This is a genomic window from Gordonia sp. NPDC003376 (assembly GCF_053589235.1).
Genome location: NZ_JBSFRM010000033.1, coordinates 21,007 through 33,802 on the forward strand (window position 1 = coordinate 21,007; position 12,796 = coordinate 33,802).

Here is a 12,796-nt window from a genome sequence, read left to right on the forward strand (position 1 = left end):
GGGACCTCAGGCGTGCACATCAGCCGGCTCGGCCCATGCCAATCCGTCGGCGGACGGCACGAGTCCACCGTCGAGCAGCGGGGGCTCGGTCGCACCCTCGGCCACCGCTCCCCGCGCCTGCAGCGCGTTCATCTCCTCCATCACCTCACGCACCACCGGCGCAGAGAACATGTGCCCCATGCGCTGACCCGAATCGGTGTCCATGCCACCGGTCTTCGCCGCCGCCGCGGTCAACGCCTCCGAGGACGACCGGAAGCGCTCGATGACCTGCTCGGCGTCGGTGAGCACGTTCTCACCCGAGTAGCCGCCGGCCACCAGCGAGACGAAGGCGGCCATGTCGGTGCGGTCGAAGTCGGTGACCTTACGGGCCTTCCAGAAGTACGACTCCTCGGACTGCTCCATGTCGTAGAACGCCGAGAGGAACTCGTAGAACACCGCGTACTCGCGGCGGTAGCGGCCCTCGAACTCGGTGAACGCCCGCTCCTCGGTCACCGTGCCGTCGAGCACACTGTTGATCGACCGTGCCGCCAGTACGCCGGAATAGGTGGCGAGGTGGACGCCGGTGGAGAAGACCGGGTCGATGAAGCAGGCGGCGTCGCCGACGAGGACCATGCCGTTGCCCCAGAACCGGGTGTTGGCGTACGAGTAGTCCTTGCGCAGTCGGATCTCACCGTAGGTGCCCTCGGTGACCCGGGTGGCGTCGGTCAGCATGTCGCGGACGATCGCGCACCGGTCGATGTACTGCAGGAGCGTCTCCTCCTGCGCGTTGATCACGTCCTTGGCCTTGTCCTTGGCGATCACCACCCCGACGCTGGTCAGGGTGTCCGACAGCGGGATGTACCAGATCCAGCCCTCGTCGAAGGCCGCACAGAGGATGTTGCCGCTGTCGGGGGCCGGGAACCGTTTGCCCCCTTCGAAGTACCCGAACACCGCCACGTTCTGGAAGAAGTCCGAGTACACCCGCTCGGCACCTGCATGGCGGGTGAGCCGGGTCGAGTTGCCCGATGCGTCGACGACATACGACGCCCGGATCCGGTGCTCGGTGCGGTCGGCATCGACGTAGCGGACGCCGACCACCCGGCCCGAGTCGTCGGTCTCGACACCGTTGACCCGACACTCCTGCCGGACGTCGACACCGTTCTCGGCCGCGTTGTCGAGAAGGATCTTGTCGAACTTCATCCGCTCGACTTGGTAGGCATAGCTACCCTCGCCGGCGAATTCCGGTGAGATCGCGAACAGGAAGTTCCAGGGCACCGGATTGGTGCCCCAGCGGAAGCTACCGCCGCGCTTGTGCATGAATCCGGCGTCGCGAACCTTCTCGTGACACCCGAGGAGTTTGCAGACGCCGTGGATCGTCGACGGGAGCAGGGACTCACCGATCTGGTAGCGGGGGAAGCTCTCCTTCTCCAGCTGGATCACGCGACGGCCACTCTTGGCCAGCAGGGTCGCGGTGGTCGATCCGCCGGGTCCTCCGCCGACCACCACGACGTCGACCTCTTCGACGGTTGCAGGCCCGGTACGGGTCGCGGCGTTCCCGCCGTCAACCCCGGTCATCGCGCGTTTCCTGCGGCTTGACCTGCACCTTCGGTGAGTTCTCGAATCCACGATCCGACCACCGGGTCGGAGGCGAGCACCACCAGATCGGCGTGTACCGCCCCGGCCGCGCGCCATCGCTCGATGAGGGACATGAGTCGAACCGAATCCAGTCCGATGTCGAGCACATTCGTCTCGTCGGTGATCTCGGTGTCGTGCAGATCCAGGATCTCGGCGATGTCACCGACGATCCGTTCACGGGTCAACACTGGGTTGCCGGATGCCATCTGGTTATTCCTCACTTGTCGGCCATCGTCTCGATGGCGCTTGCCGCCCTCGTCCGCCTCGGCAGATCGTCGCGCGCGTCGCGTTGGGCCTGGTTCGACCAGACCCTGAAGTTAGCCTGGCCTAATATAGCTGGCAACCCGCGGTTCTGCGTAGCCCCCGCTTTGGTGAGTCTTGCCAAACAAAGGGTAGGCTCGCTTACCATGTCAAGTGTCGGTGTCCCCTGGTGTGAACCCGTGTTCGCAGCATCCGCGGCGGCCCAGGGTCTGTGGGTGGCGCAGTCCGTGATCGGACCGTCACCGGTGTTCACCATCGGGCAGGTTCTCGAGTTCACCACGGTTCCCGATACAGCACGACTGGTCGACGCTGCGGCGGCGGCCGCCGCCGAGGCCGATCTGCTGAGCGCGCGGTTCACCGACGACGAGGGTGGACCGCACTATCGTCTCGGCGACCCGATCCCGGTGCGCCACATCGATCTCGGTGCCGACCCCGGCGCGCTCGGACAGTACTGTTCCGATGCCGTCGGTCGTCCCATCGATCCGGTCATCGGTCCGTGCGCGGAGATCTCGATCATCACCGCCGGGGGTTCGACCGGGCTGCTCGTCGTCGCCCATCACCTCGTCCTCGACGCCTATGGACTGGGCCTGCTCGTGCGGCGTATCGGGCGGCTCTACGACGACCCCGCCGACACCCACACGCTGCGGCCGGCCACCGGGCTGCCCGCCGATTTCGATGCGCCCCGAGACGACGACCGGGAGTTCTGGGAGCACGAGCTGGCCGATGTCGCAGGACCACTCACACTGTCCGGCGTCCCCCGCGGACACCGCATCGCCGCGCGCGTCCACACCCGCCGTTCGGTGATCTCCGGTGCCGGATCACTCGCCCGCACACCGGCATCGCTCACTGCGGTGGTCGCGGCATTCTGCGCCCGTCGCGCCGACAACGACGACGTGACCCTCGGTTTCCCGATGATGAACCGGCTGGGGTCACCCGCCGCGGCCAGCGCATGCAGCATGGTCAATGTCATCCCGTTGCGCATCCGCGCCGCGGGATCGTCGACCCTCGCCGAGATCGGCGCGCACGTGACCGAGCGGATTCGCGCGGTGGGTCCGCACGCCCGCTACCGCGGCGAGCAGATCGTCCGCGACCTACGGCATCGCGGGGTCGACGGCGCCAACGGACCGACACTCAACATCAAACCGTTCTCCTCGACCGTCGCCATCGGCGGCCACACCGCGACGATCCGGTCGCTGGCCCGGGGTCCGGTGGTCGACATGGCCATCACCTGTGCCGACATCGCCGGCGACCTCGAGATCATGGTCGACGCCGACACCGAGTTGTACGACGAGGCGGCCGTCGAGGAGATCTGCGCCGAACTCACCGAGCTGATCACCGCCATCGCCACCACACCGGAGCTGACCGGAAAACCCATCGGCGCATGGCATCTCGCCGCGGACCGTACGCGAGCCACCGCCATCACCGCCGACGACGAGCGCACCCGCCGGCCGATCGGTGCGACGCGGCTGGTCGAGCGTGCCCTCGCCCACCCCGACGACACGGTCGCACTGGTCTTCGGTGCCGAGCAGGTACGGGTCGCCGACCTGCGCCGGCGCGTCGACGCCCTCGCCGGGCGACTCGGTGTGCTGGGCGCGGAGGACATCGTGGCCGTGGCGCTGCCACGCGGGATCGATCTGATCGTCGCGCTGCTCGCCGTCCATCGCAGCGGAGCGGCGTTCCTGCCGCTCGATCCGGGGTTCCCGGCCGACCGGCTGGCCGCCACCCTCGCCGACGCCGGACCGGTCGCGGTGCTCGAACCCGGTCCGGACGGCATCGCGATCGGCCGGCCCGACGGCGCCGAGACGTCGCGCATCGATCGTGACGTCGCGCCGTCGCACGATCTGCGCTCGCCGGCGTACGTCATCTACACCTCGGGATCGACCGGGACCCCGAAGGGGGTCGTGCTCGACCATCGGGCCCTGCTGAACTTCACCGAGCACATGGTCGGCCTGCTGGGCTACCGCCCGGGCCGATCCGTCCTCGCCGTCACCACCATCTCCTTCGACATCGCGATCCTGGAGACCCTCGTGCCGCTGGCCGCCGGGGCCACGGTGGTCCTCGCGACCGCAGACGACGTCCACGATCCGGACCGGCTGGCCCGGATCGTCACCACGCACGGTGTCGACGTCATGCAGGCGACGCCGTCGCTGTGGTCGGCACTGCTCGAGTCCGGTCACGGATCCGCGCTCACCGGCGTCGACGTCCTCGTCGGCGGTGAGTCGGTGCCGGCCGAGCTCGCCGCGGGACTCGCCGGTCACGCCGCATCCGTCCGCAACATGTACGGCCCCACCGAGACCACCATCTGGTCGACCACCGCACCGCTGACCGGTCACGATGTCCCGATCGGTGAGCCCATCGCCAACACCGGTGTGCGACTTCTCGATTCGGCACTTCGTCCGGTCGCCGACGGCCGCGTCGGCGAGCTGTACCTCAGTGGCGACGGCCTGGCCCGGGGCTACCACGGCAAACCGGATCTCACCGTCGCGCGCTTCGTCGCCGATCCCTTCGGGCCGCCCGGTGCGCGCATGTACCGCACCGGCGACCTGGCCCGCCGGGGCCCCGGCGGCGTCCTGTACTGCCTCGGCCGCACCGACCACCAGGTCAAGATCCGCGGATTCCGGATCGAGCTCGGCGACGTCGACAGCGCACTGGCACAGCATGATTCGGTCGATCGAGCGGTCACCACCGCATTCGACGGACGTCTGGTCGCCTTCGTCAAGCCGACCGCGGGCCACGAGGTCGACGTGCGGGAGCTGCGGGGACACCTGACCGACCGGCTCCCCGACTACATGATCCCGGCCGCGGTCATGGCCGTCGACGAGTTCCCGCTGACACCCAACGGCAAGGTCGACCGCCGCGCACTGCCGCGACCGGTCTTCGGTTCCCCGGCCGGCGCCACACGGCCACCGGCCACCGACACCGAACGTGCGCTCGCCCAGGCATTCTCGGAAGTACTCGGGGTGCCGGCCGTCGGTGCCGACGACGACTTCTTCCTCCTCGGCGGTGACAGCCTGACCGCGGTCCGGGTGGTCACCCGCCTGGCCCGCGACGGCCTGCGCATCACCCCCATCGAATTGTTCGACAACCCCACCGTCGCCGGATTGGCGACCGTCGCGACCACGGTCTCGACGGCGCGCCCCGATCCGGACGCCGCCCGCCCCGCCGACGGTGAGTTCGCGCTCACCACCGCGGGTATCGGTGCCGACGAGCTCGACGACCTGGCCGATGGAGATCTCCTGTGACGACCACCGACACCTCCGCCCCGGCGGCCCCCGCCCTCGACGACGTCCTGCCGCTCACCGGGCTGCAGGAGGCGATCGTCTATCACTCCACCCGGCCGCGCCCGGCAGGTACCCCGGATCCGTACCTGATCCTGGCCGACGTCGACCTCGCGCTGCACGTGCCGGTCGACACCGACCTCACCACCCGTGTCGCGGCCGCGCTCGGCACGGTGATGGCCCGGCACGCCACCCTGCGCACCTCCTACACCCGTCGGCGCACCGGCGCACCGGTCGCCCGCGTGCACGCCGATGTCGAGGTGCCCCTGGAGACCTGTGACCTCGGTACGGCCGATGACCTGGATTCCCTGCGACGCCGGGAACGCATCCGCGGGATCGCACTGACCTCACCCCCGCCGTTCCGGGCGGTCCTGGCCGCCGACGACACCGATGGGCAGCCGCGGCGCCACCTGCTCGTCGTCGCCCATCACATCGCGCTCGACGGCTGGTCGCTCCACCGGCTGTTCGACGAGGTCGTCCGGCTCCTGCGCGGCGAGACGCTGCCCGCACCGGCACCGGTGAGCGAGTTCCTGCGGTGGCGCGCGGGCCGCCCCGACGACCTCGGCATCTGGCGTGAGGTGCTCTCGGGTCTGGACTCCCCCACCCTCGTCGCCCGGTCCCGCCGCGCAGACACCTCCGGCGAGCGGGTGATCTCCCACCGGCTCGGCGCCGACGAGTCCGACCGGCTGCGCGACTGGGCACGTGCGCACGGCGCATCGCTGAACACCGTCATCCAGGTGGCGTGGGCGCTGGTCCTGGCCGATCACACCGACACCGACGACGTGGTCTTCGGTGCGGTGGTCTCCGGCCGCGACCCGTCGGTCGACCGTGTCGACGAGATGGTCGGGATGCTGATCAACACCATCCCGGTGCGGATCGTGCTCGATCCACGAGAGTCGTTGCCGGCGCTGGTCTCCCGCGTACAGCGCGAGCAGCTGTCGCTGATCGGTCACCACCAGACCCCACTCGGCGACATCCAGAGCGCGGTCGGGCTGGGCGAGTTGTTCGACACCGTCGTCGTCTTCGAGAGCTTCCCGCGCGGCCCGGTCCGTCCGCATATCGAGGACGAGAACAGCTATGCGGCAACCATTCTCGTCGAGGACGATCCCCAGATCCGCATCCTGCTGGAACGCCCGCAGGCCACCGCCGCCGACGGTGTCGCCGAGCGCGCCTGTGCCGAGCTGCTGCCGCACCTGGTCCGTATCCTCACCGCACTCCCGGCGCGGCCGGACGCCACCATCGCGACCCTGCCCCGTGGCGACGCCCCGCCGTTGGGTGCCGCCGCGCTCGACGCCGATCCCACCCTGCCGTTCGAGCCGGTGGCCGACCAGATCGCACGGGCGACCGACGCCGATCCGGATCGGGTCGCGGTGATCGTCGGCGAGCGCACCCTGCGATATGCCGATCTCGAGGCGCTGACCGACCGGATCGCCGACGCCCTGCGCACCCGCGGAATCGGGCCGGAATCGGTGGTGGCCGTCCACCAGCACCGCAGCGCCGCACTCGTCGCGTCGATCCTCGCCGTCCTCCGGGTCGGTGCGACCTACCTGCCGATCGACCCCGGCTACCCGTCGGCCCGGATCACGTTCATGCTCGACGACTCCCGGCCCGACCTCGTCCTCGACGACGCCACCGCCGAACTCCTCTCGGCCGCACCGGACATCGCCGACCGGCCGGCCGATCGAGGACCCGACGCCCCCCTCGCATCGTCGGGCATACACCCGAACTCCTCGGCCTATGTCGTCTACACCTCCGGCTCCACCGGCACCCCCAAGGCCGTGCTCGGCACGGCGGGCGCGCTCGCCAACCGAGTGGCCTGGGCGGCCGCGAACTGGGACGGCCGGGTGGTCCTCGCCAAGTCGTCGGTGGCGTTCATCGACGGCACCACCGAACTGCTGGGTGCACTCGCGGCCGGGGCCACGGTGGTCCTCGCCGAGGACGCCGTCACCCGGGACGCCCTCGCACTGGCCGAGTTGGCGGCCGCGCACGAGGTGGACCAGATCACCGCGGTCCCGCCCCTGGCGCAGGCCATCGCCGAGGCCGCACCCGGCTACGCGCCCCGCCGCTGGATCGTCTCCGGCGAGCCGCTCGTCCCGGCCACCCGCGAGATCCTGACCGCATCCGGTGCCGAGGTCGTCAACTCCTACGGCTCGTCAGAGGTGGCCGGTGACGTCAGCATGGGAACCACCCTCGCCGGACCGGTCACGGCGGGTCTTCCCGTCGTCGGCACCACCGTGGTGATCCTCGATCGTCTGCTGCGGCCGGTGCCCACGGGTGTGGCGGGCGAGATCTACGTCGGCGGGCCCCAACTCGCCCGCGGCTACCGCGGCCGCCCGGAGTGGACCGCCGCGCGCTTCGTCGCCGACCCCGAGGGCGCCGGCCGGCGCCTGTACCGGACCGGCGACCGCGGCGAGATCGACGTCGCGGGCCGCATCATCCTCCACGGACGCGCCGACAGCCAGGTCAAGATCCGTGGTGTCCGAGTGGAACTCGGTGAGATCGAGGCCGCACTCGCGGCCGTCGACGGTGTGCGCGAAGCCGCCGTGCGCGCGGTCACCGACGCCTCGGGTTCCACCCGCGTCGACGCCTATGTCAGCGGCCGGGCCGACCTCGCCGCCCCGGAGGTGACCGCCACCCTCGCCGACTCGCTGCCCGCGGCGATGGTGCCTGCCACCGTCACCGTCCTGGCGGCACTGCCCCTGACCCCGGGCGGCAAGGTCGATCGGCGCGCCCTCCCGGAGCCCGCGCGACCGTCGGCCGCACCGTCCCGCGGCCCGGCGAACGACGCCGAACGTGCGGTGGTCGACGCCGCGCGAGCCGTGCTGGGCCGTGAGGCCGCACCGGAGGACGACTTCTTCGACCTCGGCGGGCACTCCCTCTCGGCGACCCGGATGCTCACCCGGCTGCGCGTGGCCACCGGGCAGCGACTCACCATCGCCGACGTCTTCGACCATCCCGTCCTGGCCGACCTGGCCGGACTGCTGTCCCCCGCCGACACCGCCGGACCCGCCGGCACGTCGCCCGGGATCGCCGCCGCCACACCGGCCGGCCCGGTGGCGGGCGAGCGTCCCGATCCCCTCCCGCTCTCGCCGGCCCAGCGCCGGTTGCTGTTCCAGTCGGGGGTCGACGACTCGGCGTACACCGTCGCCTTCACCGTCCGGCTCGACGCCCGGCCGGGATCTGCCATCGACGTCGATGCGCTCGCCGCGTCACTGACCGGGATCGTGGCGCGTCACGAGGTGTTGCGCACCCGGATCGTCGACGGCGTGCCGGTCATCGACGAGGCGTCCGGGATCACCGTGGCGCTGCCCGAACACCGTCCGGCCGCAACCGATGTCGACGACCTGATCACCGAATTGGGTGCTCGCCCCTACGATCTGGCCACCGACCACGTCCTGCGCGCCGACTTCGTCCGCGTTGATACGACCGGTCCGGACGGCGGCACGGCCGCCGACTCGGCGATCCTGCTGATCACGGTCCATCACATCGCCGCCGACGAGTGGTCGGCGGGCCGGCTGTTCGACGAGCTCGCCGCCGGCTACCACGGCACGCCCGTGGCGGCGCCGGCCGTGCAGTTCACCGACCACACGGTGTGGCAGCTCGACCAGCTCGGCGTCGCATCCGACCCGAATTCACTTGCCGCCCAGCAGATCCGGTTCTGGACCGGCCAGCTGGCCGGCATTGCGGACGAGGTCGGCCCACCGGTCGACCGGCCCCGCCCGGCCGAGCCGAGCCACCGCGGCGACCAGATCGACCGCGACCTGCCCGCCGAGTTGGTCACCGCCCTCGACCGGCGGGCCGCGGCCACCGGCACCACCCGGTTCATGCTGGTGCATGCCGCTGTGGCGGTGGCACTCTCGGCCTCGGGCGCCGGTGACGACATCGTCGTCGGCACCCCCTTCGCCGGACGGACCACCGCAGCCGCCGAAGAACTCATCGGCATGTTCGTCAACACCGTGGCGTTGCGGACCGATCTCGCCGGTGATCCGACGCTCGACGAGGTGATCGGACGCATCCGCCGGACCGACGTGGACGCCTATGCCCACGCCGATCTGCCGTTCGACGAGGTGGTCGGTGCACTCGTCCCGGAGCGGTCGCTGTCTCGCCACCCGGTGTTCCAGACGATGGTCCAGTACCGTGACCCGATCGTCGCGCCGGACTTCGCCGGTCTGGACGCGACCCCGCTGTTCCCGCCCACCCGGACGTCGAAGTTCGACCTGACCTTCGAGTTCGTCGGGCTGACCCCGGGTCTGCGCCTGCGTCTCGAGTACGCCACCGATCTGTTCGATCGGGCCACCGCGCAGCGTCTGGCCGAGCGGACGCTGTCTGTGCTGCGCGCGCTCGTCGAACATCCCGAACGGCATCTGGCGGCCCTGCGGATGCCCGACGCCGCCGACACCGTCCCGGCGTTGCCCGCGGTGTCCGACGAGCCGGCGCGCGCCGGGGATGCGACCACCTTGTGGGAGGTCTTCGCCCGCGCCGCGGACGAGCACGCCACCCGGACGGCGGTGACCGACACCGCCGGCTCACTGACCTACGCCGAGCTCGGGTCGCGCACCGAACGGTTTGCCGCGCAACTGATCGCCGACGGTGTGCGCCCGGGTGACCTGGTGGCACTGCTGCTGCCCCGCGGTGCCGACCAGGTGATCGCCCTGCTCGCGGTGCTGCGCGCCGGCGGCGCATATGTGCCCATCGACCCGGACTACCCGGACGAGCGCATCACGGCCACCCTCGCCGACGCCCGCCCGACGGTCACCGTCGATGCCGACTACTGTGCCCGCGTCGCACCCACCGGCGCCCCGGTGCCTCCTGTCGCGGTGTCCCCCGGCCACCCGGCCTATGTGATCTACACGTCCGGGTCCACCGGGCGTCCCAAGGGCGTCACGATCTCGCACGCCAATGTGCTGGCCCTGCTGTCGGCGACCCGTGATCTGGTCCGCACCGATGCCGACGACGTGTGGACGCTGTTCCACTCGTATGCGTTCGACTTCTCCGTGTGGGAGATCTGGGGGGCACTGTCGACCGGGGCCCGGCTGGTGGTGCCCGATCGTGCCACCACCCGTTCGCCGGCCGATTTCGCCGCACTCCTCGACGCGGAGGGCGTGACCGTCCTCAACCAGACGCCGTCGGCGTTCTCTGCCCTCGATGCGACGCTCGCCGACACCACCGCCGATCTGGCCTCGGTGCGCCACCTCGTCTTCGGCGGCGAGGCGCTCGACGCGCAGCGCCTGACCGGGTTCCTCCGGCAGCGCCCGCTCGTGCAGGCGGTCAACATGTACGGGATCACCGAGATCACCGTGCATGCCACCTATCTGCCGATCGACGCCCGATCGTCGGCGACGTCGACCGGCAGCGACGTGGGCGCCCTGCTCCCCGGTTTCACCGGCCGGCTCCTCGACACCCTCATGCGGCCGGTACCGGTCGGTGTGGTCGGTGAGCTGTATCTGTCGGGACCGCAGGTGGCCCGCGCCTATCTGGGTCGTCCGGAACTGTCGGCGGTCCGGTTCGTCGCCGATCCCGGCGGCCACGGCACGGTGTCGTACCGCACCGGAGATCTGTTCCGGCTCACCGAGGACGGCGGATTCCACTATGTCGGCCGGGCCGACACCCAGGTCAAGATCCGTGGATTCCGGATCGAGCTCGGTGAGGTGCGGTCGGCGATCGCGGCGGTCGACGGTGTGCGGGATGCGGCGGTCATCACCCGTCCCGGCCCGGGCGACACCCACCGGCTGCTCGCCTATGTCGTCACCGACGGTGTGACGCCCGACGAGGTGCACGCCGCCCTGCAGCAGAGCCTGCCCGAGCACATGGTGCCGTCGGCGGTGGTCGGCATCGACCGGATCCCGTTGACCACCAACGGCAAGACCGATGCCGCAGCACTTCCCGAGCCCCGTTCGGGGACGGCTGCGGCCGACCGGCGACGCCCGGCGGATGCCGTGGAGGCGGCGCTCCTGGAGATCTTCGCCGAGACCCTGCGGCTGGCACCGGACGAGATCGCGCTCGACGACGACTTCTTCGCCCTCGGTGGCGACTCGATCGTCTCCACCACGCTGGTCAACCGGGCACGCCGGCACGGGTTGTGGCTGCGGACCCGGGACGTGTTCACCCAGCGGACCATCGAAGGCCTTGCCGGAGTGGCCGAGCCGATCGACGAGGGCGACGCCCGGTCCGACGGCACCGACCGTGCGACCGGGGCCGCGGCGTCCGGGGTCATCGCCCTGCTGCCGATCATGCATCGGCTGCGTGAGCTGGGCGGCACGATCGATCGTCACAATCAGTCGCTGGTGGTCGACGTCCCGGCCGACGCCACCCCGCAATCGGTGGCCACCGCCCTGCAAGTGGTCCTCGACCGGCACCCGGCCCTGCGCACCACCCTCGACGTCGTGGCCGGCGGGGTGTGGACGCTCACCGCCGGAGAGCCGGGGTCGGTGCGCGCGGCCGACGTCCTGGAGGTGGTCGCCGCCGACGCACACGGCAGTGTCGCCGAGACCGTGGCCGTCGTCTCCGATGCCGCGGCCGGACGGCTGTCGCCGACCACCGGCCGGATGGTCGCGGCCGTCCACCTCACCCCGGTGACCGCCGGTGCGGCAGGTCGGCTGGTCCTGGTGATCCATCATCTGGCGATCGACGGCGTGTCCCGCCGCATCCTGATCGACGACCTGGCGGCCGCCCATGAGACCGGCCGTACGACCGACGCCGCGGACGGGGTCCCGTTCGCACAGGTCGCCGCCGACATCGCCACCCGCGCGGTGGCACCGGAGCTGCTGGGCGAGGTGGCGCACTGGGCGCAGGTCCTCGCCCCCGGTGGCGATCTGGTGCCCGGGCGGCCCGCGATCCGCGGCACCGTCGGGGCGCAGGAGCGGTATCAGGTGTCCCTGCCGGTCGCCCTGTCCCAGGCGATCCTCACCGAGGTGCCCGCACGCCTCGACGTCGGGATCACCTCGGTGTTCCTGGGTGCGCTGCGCGTGGCCGCGAGCGCGGTGACCGCCGCCGGCGATCTCGTCGTCGACACCGAACGGCACGGTCGCGACACCGAGGCCGCCGGCCTCGGTGAGCTCGACCTGAGCCGTACGGTCGGGTGGTTCACCACGATGGCACCGCTACGTCTGCCCGCTCTGGCCGGCGGTGATGTCACCGCGGCCATCGCGACCGCCGAACAGCAGTGGCGGGAGATGCCCTCGGCCGGAGCAGGTTTCGGGATGCTGCGGTATCTGAATCCGCAGACGGCGATGGCGATGGCAACCCTGCCGGGCGCCGGTGTGCTGCTGAACTATCTCGGACGGTTCACCGTGGGCACCGGTGGCGCCTGGCAGCCGTCGGCCGAGTCGACGGCGCTGCGCACCGCGGCCGACCCCGACCTCGGCGTCGCACATCCTCTCGAGATCGAGATCGTCTGCCGCGACGAGAGTGCCGGACCGGTCATCACCGCCACGTTCATCCACCTGCCCGATCAGCTCGATGCCGATCTGGTCGCGGCCCTGGCCGCCGGCTGGTGTGCCGCCCTGGCGGAGCTGGCTCCCGGCGGGGATGCCGCGCACGGATCGAGCCCAGAGGAATCGAGCCCAGAAGGATCTAGTCCAGAAGGATCGAGCCCAGATTCGAACCCGGCCGTATGACCCCCGACAGTCCCATCCTGAATCGCA

4 protein-coding genes are annotated in these 12,796 nt (G+C 71.0%); 2 read left to right on the forward strand and 2 right to left on the reverse strand.

Going from position 1 to position 12,796, the window contains the following annotated elements; genetic code table 11:
• Positions 1-6 precede the first annotated feature (6 nt).
• Both ACWDUA_RS22755 and ACWDUA_RS22760 read right to left on the reverse strand, forming a co-directional pair.
• On the reverse strand, positions 7-1,554 hold the full coding sequence (locus ACWDUA_RS22755) for a tryptophan 7-halogenase (protein WP_449753288.1): 1,548 nt from the start codon (positions 1,552-1,554) through the stop codon (positions 7-9).
• Positions 1,551-1,820, reverse strand: coding sequence for a phosphopantetheine-binding protein (locus ACWDUA_RS22760; RefSeq protein WP_449753289.1), 270 nt, complete (start codon positions 1,818-1,820; stop codon positions 1,551-1,553). The genes ACWDUA_RS22755 and ACWDUA_RS22760 overlap by 4 nt, the downstream gene beginning before the upstream one ends.
• Before the next feature lie 234 nt (positions 1,821-2,054).
• On the opposite strand from ACWDUA_RS22760, the gene ACWDUA_RS22765 reads away from it, so the two are divergent.
• Together ACWDUA_RS22765 and ACWDUA_RS22770 are read left to right on the forward strand one after the other, a co-directional pair.
• A complete protein-coding gene (locus ACWDUA_RS22765; RefSeq protein ID WP_449753290.1) occupies positions 2,055-5,117 on the forward strand; it encodes an amino acid adenylation domain-containing protein in 3,063 nt (1,020 codons plus the stop codon).
• A complete protein-coding gene (locus tag ACWDUA_RS22770; RefSeq protein ID WP_449753291.1) occupies positions 5,114-12,769 on the forward strand; it encodes an amino acid adenylation domain-containing protein in 7,656 nt (2,551 codons plus the stop codon). The genes ACWDUA_RS22765 and ACWDUA_RS22770 overlap by 4 nt, the downstream gene beginning before the upstream one ends.
• The last annotated feature ends 27 nt before the right edge of the window (positions 12,770-12,796 follow it).

Bases quoted from the DNA above. Each gene is read 5' to 3' on its own strand.
- ACWDUA_RS22755 (WP_449753288.1), bottom strand. From the start codon at position 1,554: ATGACCGGGGTTGACGGCGGGAACGCCGCGACCCGTACCGGGCCTGCA.
- ACWDUA_RS22760 (WP_449753289.1), bottom strand. From the start codon at position 1,820: ATGGCATCCGGCAACCCAGTGTTGACCCGTGAACGGATCGTCGGTGAC.